Origin of the sequence: Aeromonas sp. s2 (genome assembly GCF_040907935.1) — a bacterium.
GTDB lineage: Bacteria > Pseudomonadota > Gammaproteobacteria > Enterobacterales > Aeromonadaceae > Aeromonas > Aeromonas dhakensis.
The window spans coordinates 379,143-398,602 of record NZ_JBFOCR010000009.1 but is presented as its reverse complement, the minus strand read 5'-3'; the positions used below and the strand labels follow the sequence as shown (position 1 = coordinate 398,602).

At 63.0% G+C, this 19,460-nt stretch carries 22 protein-coding genes and 1 other RNA gene; 7 read left to right on the top strand and 16 right to left on the bottom strand.

Annotation, left to right across the window (positions count from 1 at the left end; all coding sequences use genetic code 11):
* Positions 1 to 34 precede the first annotated feature (34 nt).
* Together ssrA and smpB are read right to left on the bottom strand one after the other, a co-directional pair.
* Positions 35 to 394, bottom strand: a transfer-messenger RNA (tmRNA) gene (gene ssrA / locus AB5Y81_RS06775).
* Between the two features lie 179 nt (positions 395 to 573).
* Entirely contained in the window at positions 574 to 1,062 is a 489-nt protein-coding gene (gene smpB / locus AB5Y81_RS06770) for an SsrA-binding protein SmpB (RefSeq protein ID WP_017766150.1), read from the bottom strand.
* A 169-nt stretch (positions 1,063 to 1,231) separates the two neighbouring features.
* Here smpB and AB5Y81_RS06765 point away from each other — a divergent pair, with 169 nt between their 5' ends.
* Positions 1,232 to 1,666, top strand: a complete 435-nt coding sequence (locus tag AB5Y81_RS06765) for an SRPBCC family protein (RefSeq protein ID WP_005298951.1) — start codon at positions 1,232 to 1,234, stop codon at positions 1,664 to 1,666.
* Positions 1,659 to 2,006, top strand: a complete 348-nt coding sequence (locus AB5Y81_RS06760; RefSeq protein ID WP_005298959.1) for an RnfH family protein — start codon at positions 1,659 to 1,661, stop codon at positions 2,004 to 2,006. Before AB5Y81_RS06765 ends, AB5Y81_RS06760 begins: the two co-directional genes overlap by 8 nt.
* Positions 2,007 to 2,121: 115 nt before the next feature.
* On the opposite strand, the gene AB5Y81_RS06755 is transcribed toward AB5Y81_RS06760, so the two are convergent.
* The 3 genes from AB5Y81_RS06755 to yiaY form a co-directional block, all read right to left on the bottom strand.
* Entirely contained in the window at positions 2,122 to 2,757 is a 636-nt protein-coding gene (locus tag AB5Y81_RS06755) for an NAD(P)H-binding protein (RefSeq protein WP_279484611.1), read from the bottom strand.
* 124 nt (positions 2,758 to 2,881) lie between these two features.
* On the bottom strand, positions 2,882 to 3,220 hold the full coding sequence (locus tag AB5Y81_RS06750) for an outer membrane protein assembly factor BamE (protein WP_011705347.1): 339 nt from the start codon (positions 3,218 to 3,220) through the stop codon (positions 2,882 to 2,884).
* A 136-nt stretch (positions 3,221 to 3,356) separates the two neighbouring features.
* On the bottom strand, positions 3,357 to 4,508 hold the full coding sequence (gene yiaY / locus AB5Y81_RS06745; RefSeq protein ID WP_279484610.1) for an L-threonine dehydrogenase: 1,152 nt from the start codon (positions 4,506 to 4,508) through the stop codon (positions 3,357 to 3,359).
* A gap of 391 nt (positions 4,509 to 4,899) precedes the next feature.
* On the opposite strand from yiaY, the gene udp reads away from it, so the two are divergent.
* Positions 4,900 to 5,655 (top strand): uridine phosphorylase, encoded by a 756-nt coding sequence (gene udp, locus AB5Y81_RS06740; RefSeq protein WP_005298967.1) that lies wholly within the window; start codon positions 4,900 to 4,902, stop codon positions 5,653 to 5,655.
* 124 nt (positions 5,656 to 5,779) lie between these two features.
* Here udp and AB5Y81_RS06735 read toward each other — a convergent pair whose 3' ends face one another.
* Positions 5,780 to 6,544 (bottom strand): RluA family pseudouridine synthase, encoded by a 765-nt coding sequence (locus AB5Y81_RS06735; RefSeq protein ID WP_279484609.1) that lies wholly within the window; start codon positions 6,542 to 6,544, stop codon positions 5,780 to 5,782.
* Between the two features lie 164 nt (positions 6,545 to 6,708).
* Here AB5Y81_RS06735 and rihA point away from each other — a divergent pair, with 164 nt between their 5' ends.
* Positions 6,709 to 7,644, top strand: a complete 936-nt coding sequence (gene rihA / locus AB5Y81_RS06730) for a pyrimidine-specific ribonucleoside hydrolase RihA (RefSeq protein ID WP_279484608.1) — start codon at positions 6,709 to 6,711, stop codon at positions 7,642 to 7,644.
* A gap of 34 nt (positions 7,645 to 7,678) precedes the next feature.
* Positions 7,679 to 8,149 carry a hypothetical protein gene (locus tag AB5Y81_RS06725; RefSeq protein WP_279484607.1) on the top strand — a complete coding sequence of 157 codons (471 nt, stop codon included), beginning with the start codon at positions 7,679 to 7,681 and terminating at the stop codon, positions 8,147 to 8,149.
* A 110-nt stretch (positions 8,150 to 8,259) separates the two neighbouring features.
* Here the strand turns inward: AB5Y81_RS06725 and AB5Y81_RS06720 are convergent, their stop codons facing one another.
* From AB5Y81_RS06720 to AB5Y81_RS06710, 3 genes are all read right to left on the bottom strand, one after another.
* Positions 8,260 to 8,556 (bottom strand): helix-turn-helix domain-containing protein, encoded by a 297-nt coding sequence (locus AB5Y81_RS06720; RefSeq protein WP_005298972.1) that lies wholly within the window; start codon positions 8,554 to 8,556, stop codon positions 8,260 to 8,262.
* Positions 8,553 to 9,083 carry a DUF1523 family protein gene (locus AB5Y81_RS06715; RefSeq protein WP_010634531.1) on the bottom strand — a complete coding sequence of 177 codons (531 nt, stop codon included), beginning with the start codon at positions 9,081 to 9,083 and terminating at the stop codon, positions 8,553 to 8,555. The genes AB5Y81_RS06720 and AB5Y81_RS06715 overlap by 4 nt, the downstream gene beginning before the upstream one ends.
* A gap of 178 nt (positions 9,084 to 9,261) precedes the next feature.
* The gene (locus AB5Y81_RS06710) at positions 9,262 to 10,884 is read right to left on the bottom strand and encodes a methyl-accepting chemotaxis protein (protein ID WP_017786525.1); all 1,623 of its coding nucleotides are present in this window, start codon (positions 10,882 to 10,884) and stop codon (positions 9,262 to 9,264) included.
* Between the two features lie 164 nt (positions 10,885 to 11,048).
* Between AB5Y81_RS06710 and AB5Y81_RS06705 the strand changes: the two genes are divergently transcribed.
* Positions 11,049 to 11,681: a LysE family translocator gene (locus tag AB5Y81_RS06705; protein WP_017786084.1), complete on the top strand. Its 633-nt coding sequence runs from the start codon at positions 11,049 to 11,051 to the stop codon at positions 11,679 to 11,681.
* Positions 11,682 to 11,889: 208 nt separating this feature from the next.
* Positions 11,890 to 12,678 (top strand): DUF1460 domain-containing protein, encoded by a 789-nt coding sequence (locus tag AB5Y81_RS06700; RefSeq protein ID WP_279484606.1) that lies wholly within the window; start codon positions 11,890 to 11,892, stop codon positions 12,676 to 12,678.
* Between the two features lie 85 nt (positions 12,679 to 12,763).
* Here the strand turns inward: AB5Y81_RS06700 and AB5Y81_RS06695 are convergent, their stop codons facing one another.
* The 7 genes from AB5Y81_RS06695 to AB5Y81_RS06665 form a co-directional block, all read right to left on the bottom strand.
* Positions 12,764 to 13,972, bottom strand: coding sequence for a sodium:proton antiporter (locus AB5Y81_RS06695; protein ID WP_219326416.1), 1,209 nt, complete (start codon positions 13,970 to 13,972; stop codon positions 12,764 to 12,766).
* A gap of 22 nt (positions 13,973 to 13,994) precedes the next feature.
* Positions 13,995 to 15,098 carry a beta-N-acetylglucosaminidase domain-containing protein gene (locus AB5Y81_RS06690; RefSeq protein ID WP_019838588.1) on the bottom strand — a complete coding sequence of 368 codons (1,104 nt, stop codon included), beginning with the start codon at positions 15,096 to 15,098 and terminating at the stop codon, positions 13,995 to 13,997.
* A gap of 39 nt (positions 15,099 to 15,137) precedes the next feature.
* A complete protein-coding gene (locus AB5Y81_RS06685; protein WP_005298984.1) occupies positions 15,138 to 16,865 on the bottom strand; it encodes a potassium/proton antiporter in 1,728 nt (575 codons plus the stop codon).
* 271 nt (positions 16,866 to 17,136) lie between these two features.
* Complete coding sequence (locus tag AB5Y81_RS06680) at positions 17,137 to 17,283, bottom strand: hypothetical protein (RefSeq protein ID WP_005298986.1); 147 nt, start codon at positions 17,281 to 17,283, stop codon at positions 17,137 to 17,139.
* A complete protein-coding gene (locus AB5Y81_RS06675) occupies positions 17,280 to 17,969 on the bottom strand; it encodes a M15 family metallopeptidase (protein ID WP_094698264.1) in 690 nt (229 codons plus the stop codon). The genes AB5Y81_RS06680 and AB5Y81_RS06675 overlap by 4 nt, the downstream gene beginning before the upstream one ends.
* A complete protein-coding gene (gene dapE / locus AB5Y81_RS06670) occupies positions 17,966 to 19,093 on the bottom strand; it encodes a succinyl-diaminopimelate desuccinylase (RefSeq protein ID WP_017779580.1) in 1,128 nt (375 codons plus the stop codon). Before dapE ends, AB5Y81_RS06675 begins: the two co-directional genes overlap by 4 nt.
* Positions 19,094 to 19,102: 9 nt before the next feature.
* Positions 19,103 to 19,453, bottom strand: coding sequence for an ArsC family reductase (locus AB5Y81_RS06665; RefSeq protein ID WP_017779579.1), 351 nt, complete (start codon positions 19,451 to 19,453; stop codon positions 19,103 to 19,105).
* Positions 19,454 to 19,460 lie beyond the last annotated feature (7 nt).

Genomic DNA, 19,460 nt, shown 5'->3' with positions numbered 1-19,460 from the left:
GCCATCTCTTGCGAGATGGCCCTTTCCAAACGTTTGGTGGAGCTGGGGGGATTTGAACCCCCGTCCAAAATTACTACATCCTTGGCACTACATGCTTAGTCACTCTTTACATTCGCCAACCCGCTGCGGAGAGACACGCCACGAATTGACTAGCTCGATTGGTTTTAATGCTTCCGCCCCGAGCAGGACTTCCACACGATCCTGTGAAGGATGACCTTCCGATTCCCTAGGACACAGGCAAGCTAGGGTAGAAGGGCTCTGCGCAGGTTATTAAGCTGCCAGTGCGTAGTTTTCGTCGTTTGCGACTATTTTTTTGCGGTTTATTAACGAGGCCTACCGCACCTCGGCATGCACCTTGGGTTTCGTGAATCTTGTCGAATCCAGAATCAGCCCCAAGTTGTTAAGAGGGATTGTACGCAAAAATCCTGCCATGGCAAGGCGTTGATGGTCATTCCCGCAGGGAGCCGCTCCGTTTGCCGATTTATTGTGCGCACGCCTGGCGGGAGCGGGTAAGCGGCGGACCGGAAAAGAAAAAGTCCGGGCAGGAGCCCGGACCTTGCAGCATCAAGCGGATTAGCCGCGGTTTTTGTTCTTCATGATGCGCGCTTTTTCCCGATCCCATTCGCGGGCCTTGGTGTCTTCGCGCTTGTCGTGCTCTTTCTTGCCCTTCACCAAGCCGATTTCGACCTTGACCCAGCACTGTTTCCAGTAGAGGGCGAGCGGCACGATTGTATAGCCCTGACGGGCGATCAGGCTTTCGAGCTTGTCGAGTTCACGACGGCTCAGCAGCAGTTTGCGGGTCCGGGTCGGGTCGCACACCACGTGGCTGGAGGCAGCCTGCAGTGGCAGGAAGCTGGAGCCGAACAGGTAGGCCTCGCCATCGCGGAAGATGACATAGGCTTCGCTGATGTTGGCCTTGCCCGCCCGCAGGGATTTGACTTCCCACCCTTGCAGGGACAGACCCGCTTCGATCTTCTCTTCGATGAAGTATTCGTGGCGCGCGGTTCTGTTGAGTGCAATGGTGTTGGACCCGGCTTTGTTTTTACTGTTTTTTTTGCTCATGACGGGCGATTTCCGGCAATGACTGGGAGGAGGGCATTATACGTGGGCAAGGGCGGCTGTAAAACGCGCAGCGGGTCAACTGATGGCTTTATGAGCAGTTTGACCGAGGTTTTACCTCCAAAAGCGCAAACATGGTGATAAAATCGCGGCGATTGGATGAGGAAAAGCCATGCCCCGTATTACTCGCAGTGCCCTGGTGATGTTCAGCGCCGAACAGATGTTCAGGCTGGTCAATGATGTTCACGCTTATCCGGAGTTCCTGCCCGGTTGTGTTGGCAGCCGTGTCCACGAGACCGGTGATGACTATATGACGGCCTCGGTCGATGTGGCCAAGGCCGGGATTGCCAAGACCTTTACCACCCGCAACCTGCTCGAGGCCAACCGGCAGATCAAGATGGAGCTGGTGGAGGGGCCCTTCAGCAAGCTGGCGGGCTGGTGGACCTTCACCCCGCTGGACGTGGATGCCTGCAAGGTGGAGTTCGATCTCGACTTCGAGTTCACCTCCAAACTCATCGAGCTGGCGTTTGGCCAGATCTTCCGCGACCTGGTGAGCTCCATGGTGCTGGCCTTCTCCAACCGCGCCAAGGTGGTGTACGGTGCCTGATCAACTCAATATCGAAGTGGTCTATGCCCTGCCTCAGCAGCAGACCGTGCTGCGGCTGCGGGTGGCGCCGACCACGACGGTGCAGGCAGCCATCGAGCAGTCCGGCATCATGAGCAAGCATCCCGAGATCGATCTGGCGGTCAACAAGTTCGGCATCTACAGCCGGCCGGTCAAGGGCGCCGAGTTGCTGCAAGATGGCGATCGCATCGAGATCTACCGTCCGCTCATCGCCGATCCCAAGGAGATGCGCAAGAAGCGCGCCGAGAAGGCCAAGGAGGAGGGGCGTGCCGACGTGGTGACCGGCGGTCGGCCCAATGCCAATCGCAAACAGTCCGACTGAGTGCCTTGGGCTCGATTCTTCATATAACAGTGCCTGCACTGGCACGACACCGCATCTAAAAAAGGCGCCTTGGCGCCTTTTTTGATCCCGTCATCCCGCCAAGCGGGGCGCTTCGTTACAGCTGGAGCAGCCGCTCGTTCTCGACCACTTCGCAGCCGGCGGGCTGGCAGGAGAGGGCGATCATGGCGCGGGCCACCTGGCTGGCCTCGATGGCGCGCCAGCGGCGCAACCTGCCTACCAGCAGTGGCTTCAGCAAGGGATAGATGGCCTGGAAAAACTGCTCCGAGCGACGCGGCGGCTGGCGATCCCCCAGCAACATGGCGGGGCGCACGATGGCGAGCCGCTGCCAGGGCTGGGCCAGCAATGCCTGCTCCATCTCCCCCTTGGTACGGGGATAGAGGGCGGGGGAGTGCGGATTGGCCCCCAGGCTCGAGACCACCACCAGCCGCTGGCAGCCGTGGCGACGGGCCAGCTCGGCAAAGGCCAGCACATAGTCAAGGTCGACCCGGCGAAAGGCCTCGGCGGAGCCCGCTTCCTTGCGGGTGGTGCCAAGGCAGCAGAAGGCGAGATCCACCGGCTCGGGCAGATTCACCTCGGCTAGCATATCGAAATTGACCGGCAGCCAGTGGTGGGTGGGCTGCGGCTCTCCGGGCTTGCGGCAGAGCAGGGTCAGTTCATGCTCCGCGGGCAGTTGCCGCACCAGCTCGCGGCCGATGAGGCCAGTGGCTCCGGCGATCAGGATCCGGCTCATGCTGCTCTCCCTGTGTGATTGAATCGAGGCCAGTATTGGACGAGGGGCAGCCCTCTGCAAGGGGGGAATGGGTGGCCGGCGGCGTTAAAACAAAACCGGCGTGAGGCCGGTTTTGTGGATGGGATCAGAGCGGGGTATGGAAGGCCGCTGGCAGCGGGAAGTCGCCGGTGACCGTGGCCAATCTGTCGTTGGCAAAGGTCAGGGTGAGCTCCTTGCGCTCTTTTTCGCCGCGCCCCGGCTGGAATTCATAGAGGTAGTACCAGGTGTTCGGGTCAAAGCCATCGCGCAGCATGGCAGAGCCCAGCACGAACTCGACCTGCTCGCGGGTCATGCCCTGGCGCAGTTTGTCGACCTGTTTTTGTTCCACATAGTTGCCCTGGGGAATATCGATGCGATAGACCAGGCTGCAACCGGACAGGGTGAGGGCGGTCAGGGCCGCGGCAATCAGGTGTTTCATCCGCATATCGAGTTCAGATCATCCATTCAAGTCTTTTTAAGCTCGGCAAATCATACCGGCTCCCTCTACGGAAGTAAAAAGCCATTGATCCATCAGCCAATAAAAAGGGCCGCCATGCGACCCTTTCTGCCCATTGCGCCCCTTACATGGCGGCGCGGAAGATGGCGACGATCTCGTTGTGGCTCGCCTGTTTCGGGTTGGTGAAGCCGCAGGCGTCTTTCAGGGCGTTCTCGGCCAGCACGTTGAAGTCGTCGGCCTTGACGCCGAGCTGCTCCAGTCCGGCCGGGATCTTGACGTCGCGGGCCAGCTGCTTGATGGCGGCAATGGCGGCGGCGGCCCCTTGTTCATCGTTCATAGCGCTCACGTCCACCCCCATGTGACGGGCCACGTCCTTGAGGCGGCCGGCGCACACCTGGGCGTTGTAGGCCTGCACGTGGGGCAGCAGCACGGCGTTGCACACCCCGTGCGGCAGGTCGTAGAAGCCGCCCAGCTGGTGGGCCATGGCGTGTACGTAACCCAGGCTTGCGTTGTTGAAAGCCATGCCGGCCAGGAACTGGGCGTAGGCCATCTGCTCGCGGGCGTGCAGATCGTCGCCGTGGTTGACCGCGGTGCGCAGGTGTTTGGCGATGAGCTGGATGGCCATGATGGCGCTGGCATCGGTCACCGGGGTGGCGATGGTGGAGACATAAGCTTCGATGGCGTGGGTCAGCGCATCCATGCCGGTGGCGGCGGTGAGGCCGGCCGGCTTGGCCAGCATCAGCTCGGGGTCGTTGACCGACATCAACGGGGTGACGTGTTTGTCGACGATGGCCATCTTCACGTGGCGGGCCTCGTCGGTGATGATGCAAAAGCGAGTCATCTCGGAGGCGGTGCCGGCGGTGGTGTTGATGGCGATGAGCGGCAGCTGCGGCTTGGCGGAGCGATCCACCCCTTCGTAATCCTTGATGCTGCCACCGTTGGCGGCCACCAAGGCGATGCCCTTGGCGCAGTCGTGGGGCGAGCCGCCCCCCAGCGAGATGACGCAGTCGCAGCCATTGGCCTTGAGCATGGCCAGGCCCGCTTCCACGTTGGCCATGGTCGGGTTGGGTTTGGTCTCGTCGAAAACTGCGCTTTCAATGCCATGTTCTGCCAGCAGGCCGGCCACTTTGGCCACCACACCGATCTGGTTGAGGATCTTGTCGGTGACGATCAGCGCCTTGCGATGGCCATAACCCTTGATATCGGCTGCCGCTTCTTGCAGGCAGCCTGCTCCCATCAGGTTGATTGCGGGAATGTAGAACTTGAATGTCGCCATGATGGACTCCGTATGATTAGCCATTAAGTGGTATATTGGCGCCAACATAGCACCGTCAGGGGGGATGAAAAGGGGTCAATAGTATCTGCTTTGCAACTTTATGGACTCGATCACGTACCGGGAACATGGGCCGCGACAGGGATTGACAAGCGCGCTAGCCTGTTCGCGAACAGAAAAACGTTTTTCAATTAATTCATCAAGTTAGCAAACGTTTTGCGCCGAATTTGTGGCTGTCAATGCAAGGAAGTGTGAGATGCTTCAAGGAATTGGAAAGCGCTTTCGACCATAGTTGGCGCCTCCCCGACGAGGGGAGTAAAGGCTTGAAAGTACCATAAAGAATCACCTTAACTTGCCCCTGACCATGCTGGTGGGGAGCAACCAGGAGTCCACTATGTCTGATGTATTTCACTTGGGTTTGAAAAAAGCGGATCTGCAAGGCGCCACCCTGGCGATCGTCCCCGGTGACCCCGAGCGCGTGAAGCGCATCGCAGAGCTGTTGGATAACCCGGTGCACCTGGCCAGCCATCGTGAATTCACTACCTGGCGCGGCGAGATGGACGGCAAGGCCGTGATCATCTGCTCCACCGGTATCGGCGGCCCGTCCACCTCCATCGCGGTGGAAGAGCTGGCTCAGCTGGGCATCCGTACCTTCCTGCGCATCGGCACCACCGGCGCCATCCAGCCGCACCTGAACGTGGGCGACGTGATCGTCACCACCGGCTCCGTGCGCCTCGACGGTGCCAGCCTGCACTTCGCGCCGATGGAGTTCCCGGCCGTGGCCGACTTCGACTGCACCACTGCGCTGGTCAACACCGCCAAGGAGCTGGGTTCCAAGCTGCACGTGGGCGTTACCGCCTCTTCTGACACCTTCTACCCGGGTCAGGAGCGCTACGACACCTTCTCCGGCCGCGTAGTACAACGCTTCCAGGGTTCCATGAAAGAGTGGCAATCCATGGGGGTGCTGAACTTCGAAATGGAGTCCGCGACGCTGCTGACCATGTGCTCCAGCCAGGGCCTGCGTGCCGGTATGGTGGCCGGTGTCATCGTGAACCGTACCCAGCAAGAGATCCCGAACGCCGAGACCATGGCGAAGACCGAATCTGATGCCATCAAGATCGTGCTGGGCGCTGCCCGCAAACTGATCTGATAGCCCTCTTTGTAACAAAGAGTACCGAGTGGGGGGTGGGGGCCGTTGCGAAAGCACGGCCCCTATCTTTATCCGCCGTTTACCGCTTTTCCCCTTCTCTTTTTCCCCTCTATTTCCTTCTGAGTTATCCCTGTTGCCCCGTCATGGTCGCCAGCGCCAGCGCAAAGGGCGCCTCACAGCGGATCTGCATCGGTTCGCCGCTGATCGGGTGAACAAAATCGAGTTCACTGGCGTGCAGCATCAGCCGCGGCGCCTGTTCGCAGCCGGGCGGCAGCAGGCCGCCATAGAGATCGCAACCAAGGATGGGATGGCCCAGCTGCTGGCTGTGGATGCGCAGCTGATGGGTGCGGCCGGTCTCCGGCACCAGTCTGACCCAGGTCAGCGGCACGGTTTGTCCCTGAATCTGCTGCTCCAGCCGCTCAATCACTTGATAGCGGGAGCGGGCGGGCTTGCCGCTGACGGCGCAGATGCTCATCAGCGGAAACAGCGCCGGATCCTTGGCGATGGGGGCGTCGATCACCCCTTCGTCTTCGGCCAGGTGGCCGCACAGCAGGGCGCTGTAAGCCTTGCTCACGGTGCGCTGGCTGAACTGGTGGCAGAGCAGGGCGTTGATGGCCTTGTTCCTGGCCACCAGCATGATCCCCGAGGTGCCAAAATCGAGGCGATGGACCAGGGCGCAACCGGGATAATCCTGCACCAGCCGGTGGTGCACAGAGTCGAGGTTCTGCGGGTTCTTGCCCGACAGGCTCAGCAGGCCGCTCGGCTTGTTGATGAGCAGCAGGTGCTCATCCTCAAACAGGAGCTCGATGGCGGCCGCACAGGGCGGGGCGATGAAGGTGTCGATGATGGCGGACATGGGGCGCACGGTCTGAAAAGGGAGGGGGATCATACCCGAACCGGCGGGGCACGGCGAATAACTGCAGGGGCGGTCCTCGTCTTGTGACTAACTGCTTGATAATACAGGGAAGGGGCCATTTTGTGACCCCTTCCAGAGTTAATGCAGCCGCGGCTTGCTAAGGTATGGCTCCCTGTCATGTTGTAAGGAGCCTGTCCATGGCGTTGCCCGTTATTCTCGATTGCGATCCCGGCCACGATGATGCCATCGCCCTCATCCTGGCGCTGGCCAGCCCCGAGCTCAAGGTGCTGGCGGTCACCACCAGCGCCGGCAACCAGACGCCGGACAAGACCCTCAACAACGCCCTGCGCATCCTGACCCTGCTGGGGCGTGACGACATTCCTGTGGCGGCGGGGGCTCCCAAGCCGCTGGCCCGCGAGCTTATCATCGCCGACAACGTCCATGGCGAATCGGGTCTCGATGGCCCCAAGTTGCCGGATCCCGCCTTTACCCCCGTGTCCATGACAGCCCTCGAGCTGATGGCCAGCTGCCTGCGCGAGAGCCCTGAGCCCGTGACCCTGGTGCCGACCGGCCCGCTCACCAACATCGCCCTGCTGCTGGCGGCCCACCCCGAGCTCAAATCCAAGATCGCCCGCATCGTGCTGATGGGGGGCGCCGCAGGGGCCGGCAACTGGACCCCGGCGGCGGAATTCAATATTTATGTGGACCCGGAAGCGGCCGATATGGTGTTCAAGTCGGGCATCCCCATCACCATGTGCGGGCTGGACGTGACCCATCAGGCACAGGTGATGGACGAAGACATCGAACGGGTGCGCGCCATCACCAATCCGGTGGCCCAGTGCGTGGCCGGGCTGCTCGATTTTTTCATGATCTACCACCGGGATCCCAAGTGGGGATTTGCTGGCGCGCCGCTGCACGACCCCTGTACCATTGCCTGGTTGCTGGCTCCCGCGCTGTTCCACGGGGTCGAGTGCCGGGTCGATATCGAGACAGGCGGCACCCATACTAGCGGCATGACGGTGGTGGATCGCTACGGTCTGACCGGTAAGCCGGCCAATGCGCTGGTGCTGCTGGGGCTGGATCGGGCGGGCTTTATCGATCTGCTGGTCACGCGGCTGCGGGCCTTTGACTAAACGCAGTTCCACTCTTGCAAGAAGGGGCGAAGCGATGTGGAAGACAGGGCTGGCACTGTTGGCCGGGTTGCAACTGACGGGGTGTGCCACGCCGTTCGAGTCGATGTGGCAGGGGCTGGCGACCTGCGAGCTGGATGATCTCTATCTCGATAGCGAGACGGGCAAGCCGGCGCACCCGCAGCTCAACCACTACACCCCCTACAAGGTGGCGGACGGCTTCGCCTGGTACAAGACCCGCCAGGAGTTGCACGGCCTGCCCATCAGCGGTTTTCTCATTCCGGCCTCCACCTTTGAGGTGCACGCCCTGTTCGTGGATACCCCCATCGCCAACGCGCGCCGGCTTACCCACAATGCCTACGGCAGCGAGTTTTCCGACGAGCAGAAGCACGACGAAGGGCTGGCCCCTTTGCTGCTGCGCGATCCCAACAACCCCAAGCGCTCCATCATCGACTGCACCCGGGGCGAGAGCCAGGAGTCGCTGCCGGAGGAGCCTTTCTCCGAGTAGAAACAAGGCCGACGCCTTGGCGGAGATAAAAAGAGGGCCAGCCTTGTCGGCTGGCCCTCTTTTATTTTCGCGGATTGTCCCCCAGTCACTGACGGGTGATCTCCAGGTCTTCAGGGGTAACCCAGCGTCTCCTTGATAACCGGCAGCTGGGCTTTTATCCAGGCGGGATTGATGGGCCCCCAGTCACTGATACGGTAGTGCCCCTGCAGATGGCGAGCCCCCTCGGTCTGCTCGAAGCCGCAGCTGATGTCCAGCTCGGCCAGGGCACTGAGCGTATCCTGCGCGGTGCGGCGCGGCATGCCGGTCGCCTCCATGATGGCCGGCACCGTATCCGTGCCCTGGCTGATGAGCCAGGCCACGTAGAGCCGGCGATAGAAGCTGGTGCGCGTCTTGCTCGGCTCACTCATATCTCGTCCTCGAGACGATCGAAGTAGCGCCAGGTAGCGATGGCTGCCTTGCCCATCACCAGGGCCCAGATGCCGAACCAGAACCAGCGGAAGAAGCTCCAGGTGGAGGCGTCGGGCTCGGTGCTCTCAATCTTGGTGACGTTGGGGAACATGGAGAACATGTTGATGCGCCAGCCGTAGGAGGTGATGATGGCCAGCCGTTTTTCGAACTCCATCGACTTGGCCTTGGCCTGCACGTCGGCGGCGTTGAATTTGAAGTAGAAGGGCCAGCCCCACTCGGTGTCCTCGTTGCGGAACACGCGGATCTTCTCGCCGGGACGCTCGGTATAGATGTAGTAGACGTCGGTGGTGGGGCCGTCGGCCGGGTTCTTCTGGCTGATGGGGCCATCCTTGTCGGTGCGCTTCACCTCCACCCCTGTGATGGTGGCGATGGTGTGTTCCGGCAGGTAGTAGTCGAGCCAGATGGCGGTGACGAGGGCGATGAGCCCGAGGCCGATGAAGGCCGGTTTCTTGAAGGACAGCTTCATGATGATCTCGCATGAGGGGGAGTGACGTGCCTCTACCATACCCACATTTGGTGAGGTAGCCCAGCCCCCAATGAAGCCTAATCATAAAAAATAGCGTTTAAAACAATAACAAGTCGTCAGCGTCATTAACAGAGAGGCCCCGCGTGCGGGGCCTCTCTGTCTGGTCAGCGGGTCGGCGTCACAGCTGGAACTGGGACAGCTGCTTGCGCTGCTGCTCGGCGAGCTGTGACAGTTCGTGACTGGCGGCGGCACTCTGGCTGATACCGGCCGCATTCTGGTTCACGATCTCGTGGATGTTGGTGATGTTGCGGTTGATGTCGGCGGTGACGCAGGACTGCTCCTCGGCGGCGGTGGCCACCTGGGCATTGGCGCCGTTGATCTGGTTGACCGCCTCCGTGATGCCGCCCAGCAGATCCTGCACCTGGCCGGAGAGCTGCTGGTTGTGGGCCAGGATGGCCAGGGTATCCTGCACGCCGCTGTTGGCGGAGAGGGATTGGCTCTGCAGCTGCTCGATGATGGCCTGGATCTCCTTGGTGGAGTCCTGGGTGCGGGCCGCCAGCATGCGCACCTCGTCGGCCACCACTGCAAAGCCGCGACCGGTTTCGCCGGCGCGGGCGGCCTCGATGGCGGCGTTGAGGGCCAGCAGGTTGGTCTGTTCGGAAATCCCCTGGATGACCTCGATCACCTTGCCGATCTGCTCGGACTGGGACTTGAGGCTGGCCACCACGGAGGCGGCGCTCTCCAGACTGTTGGCCATGCGGCTGTTGGCCTGAATGCTCTCGGCAAACAGCGCCAGCCCCTCTTCGACCCGCTGGTTGGCATCGCGCGCCAGCTCGTCGGCCAGGGCGGCGTTGTGGTTGACGTTGTCGGCGGTGCTGGCCAGCTCGGTGACGGCGGAGGCCACCTGTTCGGTCTCACCGCGCTGCTGCTGGGCATTGACCTCTGCCTGGGTCATCACGGCGGCGAGCTCGGTGGCGGCGGAGGCCACGTTGCCGCTGATGCCGGTGAGGGTGTTGATGGTGCTGCCAAGCTGGGTCAGGGTCTGGTTGATGTCGGCGGCCAGCTGGCTCAGCTCGTTGTTGCCGTTGGCGGCGGCGCGCACGTTGAAGCGGCCCTGGGCCACCGCGCGCATCACCTGCTGCAGCTGACCGATGGGGCGCACGATGCGGCCGGAGAGCCACCAGCCGCCAAACAGGGCGGCGGCCAGGCTGGCCGCCATCAGCAGCAGGGTGCGCAGCAGGGTGGCATGGTAGTGAGCCTGCTCTTCGGCAATTTCAGCCAGGATCAGCTGGTTGACGTGGGCGGACATGGCATCGATCTGCTTAATGAGATCCTCCCCCAGATCGCGAAAGCGCAGGCGGGCCTGCTCATAGGCGGCAGGATCGCCGCCGCCCTGGTGCTTGGCGGCCAGCAGCGGCAGCATGTTGCTGCGGGTGTGGCCGAGGTAGGCCTGCAGGGCGGCCGCGACCCGGCTGTTGTCCTGCTCGGCACCGGCGATGGCCAGTCTGGCCAGGATGGCACCTATCTCCTGCTCGGCGGCGGAGAGCTCGCTGGGCAGCTGGGCAAAGCGGGCGGGATCGTAGAGGCCGTAGATGGCGTTGGTGCGCAGCCGGTAGGTGGCGTGGATCAGGGTGGCGATGTCGTCCTTGTGACGGGTCACGCTGGCGGTGGTCTCGTTCATGTCGTCGATGGCGCGGTCGATGTCCTGTTTGCCGATCCCGATCATCAGGATCATCAACAGGCTGGCGAGCAGGAGAGGGATGAGTACTTGCAGACGGATAGAGAGATTATTCAATGACATGAAAGATCCTGACCCAAAAGAGAAACAAGGCGGCATCTTACACAGGCGCGACAAAGCTTGTCACAGGTTTTTAAGGTGCAAAACCGGCTATTTGAAAAGGTTTTTTCTTGTGTTAAATGAGTGTGATAGGCAAGATCGTCGGTCTGTTACCATGGAGGTGTTGTGTGTCCGACTGGATCGATCCTGCCATTTTGGCGCTGTTTATTCCCACGTTCTTTTTTGTCTCCGTGACCCCCGGCATGTGCATGACCCTGGCGATGACCCTCGGCATGAGTCTGGGGGTGCGCCGCACCCTGCACATGATGTGGGGCGAGCTCATCGGAGTCGGCCTGGTCTCTGTGCTGTCGGTGATCGGGGTGGCGGCCGTCATGCTCAACTATCCGGCGCTGTTTGCCGCCTTCAAATATGTGGGCGGCGCCTATCTTATCTGGCTCGGCATCCAGATGTGGCAGGCCAAGGGCAAGCTGGCGATCCCGGCGGATCTGTCGGCGGCCCAGGAGACGCGGCCGCTGGCGCTGGCCATGCAGGGCTTCGTCACCGCCATCGCCAACCCCAAGGGGTGGGCCTTCATGGTCTCCCTGCTGCCTCCTTTCATCAACGCAGCCAAGCCGATGGCACCCCAGATCAGCGCCCTGGTGGCCCTGATCCTGCTCATCGAGTTCTCCTGCCTGTTGCTCTACGCGAGCGGCGGTCGCACCCTGCGCCACTTCCTCGCCAAGAGCGGCAACGTCACCCTGATGAACCGGATTGCCGGCTCTCTCATGCTGTTTGTCGGGGTCTGGCTGGCGCTGGGTTGATACCGCGCTTGCCAGCTGGTCTGTTACTGCCGAGAAGCCCCGCCATGCGGGGCTTTTTCGTATGCTGGCGGGCGGTCGGCCACATTTGCTTACATTTATCCGGTTTGCAAACGGCCGGGATGCCGTCAGTCTCGAATGGAATTCTCTTGCCCCTGCGAGAGAGTGCACAGGGTCCGTTTATTAACATTTCGAGCAAGGAGATTTAAGGATGATGAGGCTGACCAGTATTGGATTGCTCCTGTTTGCCGGCGCGGCGGCTGCCGGCAAAGAGAGGAACCTCGATTTTTACAACATCAAGGAGCCGCAACTTATCGAGCTGTTTGCCCGCCAGCAGGGGGCGCCGGGTCAGACGATCAAGACCTTCTCCAGCCTGTTTCTGGGCAACCCCTATGTGGCCAACCGGCTGGTGGGGTCGAACGAGGAGCAGGAGAAGCTGGTGGTGGATTTTGGCGGGCTCGATTGCTTCACCTATCTGGATTATGTCGAGTCGCTGCGTCGCGCAACGAGTGTGCATCACTTCATCGAGAACCTGATGCACACTCGTTACGTGAACGGTGAGGTCAACTATCTGACCAGAAAGCATTTCTTCTCAGACTGGGTGCATGGTGACAACAAGGTGAGCGATGTGACCCATCTGGTGGGCGGCGCAGCGGTGACCACGGCCAAGCTGCTCAACCAGAAGGCGGACGGCGGCTACTACATTCCTGGGCTGGGGGTGACGGCGCGGGACATCACCTACATTCCGTCCGCCAGCATCGACGAGAACACCCTGAGTCTGCTGGAGGAGGGGGACTACATCGGCATCTACACCGATCTGGCCGGGCTCGACGTCACTCACACCGGCATCTTCATCCGTGGTGAGAACGGCCCCGTGCTGCGCAATGCCTCCTCCCTCTCGAGCAAGATGCAGGTGGTGGACTCCCCCTTCCTGGAGTATGTGCAGAACAAGCCGGGGATCCTGGTCTATCGGCCGCAGGCCGAGGACGCGAGCTCCTAGGGAGGGGCCCTGGCCGAGATGGACGCCTTGCGCCTGACAAAAGAAAGCCCCGGGCAGTGCCCGGGCTTTTTGTTGGCGGTGCCCCTCAACGGGGTTTGAAGCGGGCGACCCAGGGATTGGCGGTGAGACCGTGCAGGATGACGCTCAGTATGATGGTGCAGAGCACGGTGGCGATGATGGGGCGCTGGCCGAGGAGGGCCGGCTCATTTTGCAGCACCATCACCGCAAAGACGATGCTGGCCAGCCCCCGCGGCCCGAACCAGCCGATGAAGAGCTTGAGTTCAAGCTTGAGGCCGGTGCCGAGCAGGCTCAGCCAGACCGGCAGCATGCGTAGCAGGGTGAGGCTGGCGGCGGCATAGAGCCAGTACTGCCAGTGCAGCAGCTCTGCCAGCATGGGCATCAGGGTGGCGCCGAACACCATCCAGATCACCACCGAGAGCAGATCCCCGTATCCCTCGCAGCTGTCCAGGTAGGCGTGCTTGTGCTCCCCCAGTTTGCGGCCCATCAGCAGGCCGCCGACGAAGGCGGCGATGAAGCCGCTGCCGCCCAAGGTCTGGGCCAGCGAAAAGCAGAGCAGGGCCAGCCCCGGCATGGTGAGCTGGCGCCAGAGCGGCAACTGCCAGCCGTTGAGGTAGGAGGTCTTGAGCAGGCGCAGGGTGAAGGTGGTGAGCCCCCAGGCCACCAGCAGGCCGATGCCGATCTCCTCCAGCAGCAGGGTGATGGCCAGCAGACCGGTGCCGGTGTGCTGCTCGGTGGGGGCGATGAGGGCGAGCAGCAGGAGCAGCACGGGCACGCAGATGCCGTCGTTGAGGCCGCTCTCCTGATTGAGCCCCTCGCGGATGGGGGCGGGCACCGCCGGGTTGCTCACCACCGCCTTGCCGAGTGCCGCATCGGTGGGGGCGAGTATGGTGGAGAGGATCGCCATCTCCAGCAGCGGCAAGTCGGGGAAGAGCCAGTGACCGAACAGGGCGCCGGCCGCCAGGGTGAGCGGCAGGCCGATCAGCAGCAGCCGGATGGGCAGGCTGCGGTTGGCCAGCAGCACCTGCCAGTTGGTGTTGGCCGCATCGCTGAACAGCACTATGACCAGGGTCAGCTCCGCCAGGAGCTTGATACCGTCGCTGTCGATGGAGAGGGAGAGCAGCTCGATGCCGCCCGGCCCCAGCAGCCAGCCCATCAGCAAGAACAGCAAGGGGCCGTTGATGAGGCGGGATTCAAAGCGCCCGGCGATCAGGCTGTAGATGAGCAGGAAGGCGGCGATCACCGCCAGGTTCTGGTAAATCAGGGACGCGTCCATGCTGCCTCCTGTGGCTGTGGGGTCAGTCGGTCAGACAGTCCGGGTCGAACACGTACTCGCCATCGAGCCAGCGCAGGATCTCGTCGACGCAGGATTGGTCGCGAAACGGCAGGTAGCGGGCCTTGAGGTGAGTCACCTGCTCAGGGGTCAGCTGGGCCAGCCCTATGTCCTGAAACAGCGGCAGGTCAGCCTGGATCATGGCGGAGATCTGCGGGCCGCAGGTGGCGTTGAGGGAGGCGTGCAGCGCCTTGTCCGGGTCGTACTGCTTGCCGAGCCGGTAGCTCATGGGCAGGGTGGCCAGCGGCAGGGCCGACAGCGCCGCCTGCTTCATGGGGTTGACCGCGTGGCCGCTCACGAGATCCGCCAATTCCGCCGGGCGGTTTTCGAAGGCGCGCAGGTGCAGGAAGCTGCTGGCCTTGCTGCCGTCGTTGACCGGGTAGTTGTCCCACAGGAACGGCTTGCGGTGCAGCCACTCGGCCGTCTGCCGCAGGTGGGCCGCCGGGTACTCGCTGGAGCAGACCTTGGGGCCGGTCCAGAAGATGTCGATGCGCCGATCCAGCCCCTGCCCCAGATCCTGCAGATAGTGGGGGGGCATGGCGCCAAACACCTTCTCCAGCACAGGGTCCGTGCTGTAGTAGCTGGGGCAGAACAGCAGCCGGCCGGCACTGGTATGGGCCGCGATGTCGTGGGCGATGGTGAGCTGCCAGTGGGCGAGATCCGGGGTATCCCCCTTCATGTCGTCAAACAGGATCGCCAGGATGTCGGGCTTGAGCTCCTCCTCGATGAGCCGCACCTTCTCCAGCAGGGCCGGTCGCTGGCGGGCATAGTCGTGGTGGGCGCCCATGGGGCTCAGCCCCACCCCGAAGGCGAGGCCGTTGTCGCGGCACTGGCGGGCGAGCTGGCGCAGCGCCTCGAGCTGGGCGGCAGGCCAGGGCTTGGCCCAGTGCTTGCGCAGATAGCCATCCTCTTTCGGGGCATAGAGATAGAAGCCGTAACCGTGGCGGGGCAGCCACTGGGCGTAGCGGGCGCGGGCTTCCCAGCTCCAGCCCTTGCCAAAGAAGCCCTCGATCACCCCCAGGTTGGGCGAAGGGGGTTGCAGGCCGGACAACAGGGTTTGGTAAGGCATAGATAACTCCCTTCTCGCAGAGGACGAGGCAGATGGCGATCAGACCGGATCTTCTTCCAGAAAACGCACCCCTATCTTGCGGGGTTCACCCTCTTCCATTTCGGCTACGGTCCAGATCAGCCCCTGCCATTCGACGTGGTCGCCGACCACCAGATTATCGCCCAACTGCTGTGCAATAAAATGGCCAAGGGTCTGATCCGCCACCTCGCTCACATCCAGCCCGTATAGCGGTGCCAGATCCACCAGCTTGGCGGCCGCCTCCAGCAGGAAGTCGCCGAAGAAGCGTGGGCCCAGATCCTGCTCCGGTGCCTGGCTGAACAGCTGGCCGAGGGCAGGAAGGTCGCGCTCGTGGCCGATGACGCAGAGGATGTCGTCGGATTGCAGACAGGTACTGCCCGAGGGGTGCAGCAGCTCCTGCTCGCGGAACAGGGCGCAGATGCGGGTGCCCTTGGGCATGCGCAGATCCCGCAGCGGCGAGCCGATGCACCACTTCTCGTCGCTCAGGCGATAGACGAAGGTCTCCCACTGGCTGTCGAGATCGATCTCGAGCCCGGAGCGGTTGATGGGCGAGGGGGGCGCCGGCACTTCGACCCGGGCGAGGCGGGAGGCCAGCGGCAGCGAGCTGCCCTGCAGGATCAGCGAGACCAGCACCACGAAGAAGGCGACATTGAAGTAGAGCTGGGCGTTGGGCAGCCCCGCCATCATGGGGAACACCGCCAGAATGATCGGCACCGCGCCGCGCAGCCCCACCCAGGAGATGAACCAGCGCTCGCGGGGGGCGAAGTTCTTGAACGGCAGCAGGCCGATCCAGACCGAGATGGGGCGGGCGAACAGGATCATCCACATGGCCAGCGCCAGCGCCGGCAGGGCGATGGGCAGCAGCTTGTGGGGGGAGGCGAGCAGCCCCAGCACCAGGAACATGCCGATCTGGCTGAGCCAGGTGAGGCCGTCCAGCACCGACAGGGTGGTGCTGCGACTGCGCAGGGAGAGGTTGCCGAGCAAGAGGCCGGTGAGGTAGATGGCCAGGATGCCGCTGCCACCCACCGCCGTGGTGAGGGCGAAGATGAGCAGGCCGCCGCTCACGGTCAGCAGCGGGTAGAGGCCGGGGGCCAGTCGGGCGCTGTTGATGAGCTTCCACAGCAGCCAGCCGGCGCCAAGACCGATGCCGGCTCCCAGCCCGAACTGCTTGAGCAGCTGCAGCAGTAGAAAGCCGCCATCCAGCCCCTGCTGGGCGGTGGCCAGCACCTCGATCAGGGTGACGGTGAGAAACACCGCCATGGGATCGTTGCTGCCGGACTCTATCTCCAGGGTGGCGCTGACCCGCTCGTTGAGGCTGCGCCCGCCGAGCAGGGAGAAGACCGCCGCCGCATCGGTGGAGCCGACGATGGCGCCGATCAGCATCCCCTGCAGCAGGTTGAGGTCAAACAGCCAGGCGGCGGCAAGGCCCGTGAGGCCGGTGGTGATGGCCACCCCGACCGTGGCGAGCGACAGGGCGGGCCAGAGCGCGACCCGAAACGAGGAGACCCGGGTGCGCATGCCGCCGTCCAGCAAGATGATGGCGAGCGCCAGGTTGCCCACCAGGTAGGCGATGGAGTAGTCGGCGAAGTGGATGCCACCGGGACCGTCTTCACCGGCCAGCATGCCGACGGCGAGGAAGATCACCAGGATGGGGATACCGAGACGGGAGGAGAGCGCGCTCAACAGGACACTGGCACCCACCAACAAGGCCGCGACGAGGAAGAAACTGTTGATGGTGACGGCATCCAATGGCGAACTCCTTCTGTCAAAATGCAAATCAGGCACATTATATGCAGTTTGACCGGCTCCGTGTGGCTTAATTGTGCATTTATTTGCAGTTTTTTACATTTTCAGTGCGATTGCTGCGAAGGGTTCTGGCCATCAAAAGGGGGTCAGCGGGGTGATCAGAGAGGTCGGCAACGTGATGATGTTCACAAAACGGACACTTGAGGGAGAGGCGGGCGCCGCAGCGGGCAGCAAACGGCAGGGGCCCACGCCGGGCCCCTGCTGACCGAGGTCGTCAGTCGTCCTCGTCGTCCTTCACTTCCCGGATCTTGTCCTTGTAGCGGGGCAGCTCTTTCTCCAGCCGCTTCATGTCCTTGATGGCGTTGAGAAACAGGCCGAGCAGGAAGAGCAGGGGCAAGCCTATCCAGAGCCAGAGGTTCATGTGCTACTCCTTTCGTCGGTGGCCAGGGTGACATAGCGGGCCAGGATCTCGTCGAGGTTGGCCAGTATGGTCGCCTTGCCTTCAATATCCGCCTGTTGTAGGCAAAGTGCCAGCGCGGCCGGGTCGAGCCGCTGCTCGCGGGACTCAGGCGCAAAGCTGAGGTGCCAGGGCTCGTAGGCGACGCCGCTGCCGGCACCGGCCGGCTTGGCATAGGGCAGGAAGAAGCCGAAGTCGTTCATGCGATCCTCAAGCCACTCGCTCAAGTCGGCAAACCAGCCCCCCTCTTCATACTCCCAGGGCTCCAGCGCCAGTTTGGTGCCGGCGGGCAGACAGTCCGGGTCGTAGATGTCGAGATCTGTGCCCCAGTGGTGGCGGCTGGTGCCGGGCAGGGCGCTCCAGTGCAAGATGGCGTGCAGCCGCTCCTCGTCACTCAGTTGCAGGGCGTCGATGGGCTGGCTGTGGGCATCGAGCAGGGGGCGCTCGCCGCGCCACTTGCCGTTCCAGATGGCGAGCTGGCGCTCGAAGCCCCGCCAGCTGGAGGCGGGCTGCAGGTTGAAGCCGGCGTGGGCGGCGGCCACCTGCATGTCGTTGAAGGCCGCCGCGGTGGCGGCCGTCAGCCGGTGCGGGCCTTGCCCCACCAGGATGAGGTGACCCTCATCCTGGCCCAGTAGCTGATCCTGGGTCATGCCAGCAACCTCTCGAGCACCCCTTGGTACATGTCAGCCAAGAGATCCAGGTCGTCCGCCTTCACGCACTCGTTCACCTTGTGAATGGTGGCGTTGACCGGGCCCAGCTCAATGACTTCCGCCCCGGTGGGAGCGATAAAGCGCCCATCGGACGTTCCCCCCGTGGTGAGCAGGGCCGGCTGCTGGCCGTTCACCGCCTCGATGGCAGAAACCGCCGCCGCCAGCAGCTTGCCGGTGTCGGTGAGGAAGGGCTGGCCGGAGAGGGTCCACTTGATCTGGTAATCCAGACCGTGCCGCTCGAGCAGGGCTTCGACCCGCTCGCGGATCGCGGCATCGGTGAGCTCGGTGCTGAAGCGGAAGTTGAACTGGACGTGCAGTTCGCCGGGAATGACGTTGGAGGCGCCGGTACCGGCCTGGATGTTGGCGATCTGGAAGCTGGTGGGAGGGAAGTAGGCGTTGCCCTGATCCCATTCGATGGCGGCGAGCTCGGCCAGCGCCGGGGCCGCCTTGTGGATCGGGTTGTCCGCCAGATGGGGATAGGCGACGTGGCCCTGCACCCCACGCACCAGCAGATCGCCGGTGATGGAGCCGCGCCGGCCGTTCTTCACCACGTCCCCCACCACAGCGGTGGAGGAGGGCTCGCCGACGATGCACCAGCGGATCTTCTCGTTACGGGCCTCCAGAGTGTCGATCACCCGGGTGGTACCGTTGATGAAGGGCCCCTCCTCGTCGGAGGTGATGAGAAAGGCAATCGACCCTGCGTGATCCGGATGCTCGGCCACGAAGCGCTCGACCGCCACCACCATGGCGGCCAGCGAGCCCTTCATGTCGGCGGCGCCGCGCCCGTAGAGCACGCCATCCTGGATGGTCGGCTCGAACGGCGGGGTGTGCCATTTGTCCAGCGGGCCGGCGGGCACCACGTCGGTGTGGCCGGCGAAGCAGAACAGTGGCCCTTCGCTGCCGCGGCGGGCCCAGAGGTTGGTGGTGTCTTCGAACACCATGGGCTCGATGACGAAGCCGAGCTTGGCGAGGCGCTCCGCCATCAGGGTCTGGCACCCTTCATCCAGCGGGGTAACGGAGGGGCGGCGGATCAGATCCTTGGCCAGTGCGATGACATCCGACATCGTTTTTCCTTAACGAGAGAAGAGGGATTGGTAGTGATCGGCCTTGAAGCCCAGAGTCAGCTCGCCGTCTTGGTCCAGCAGCGGGCGCTTGATCATGGCCGGGTGCTCCAGCAAGAGGGCACGGGCCTTGGCGGTGTCGAGCCCCTGCTTGGCTTCGTCCGGCAGGGCGCGAAAGGTGGTGCCGCGGCTGTTGAGCAGCGCCTCCCAGCCGAGCTGGTTCAGCCAGCGGTCGAGGTCGGCCGGGTTCAGGCCGTCGGCCCTGTGGTCGTGAAATCGGTAGTCGATGCCGGCCTGCTCCAGCCACTTGCGGGCTTTCTTGATGGTGTCGCAGTTCTTGATGCCATAGAGGGTGGTGGCCATGGGGAGT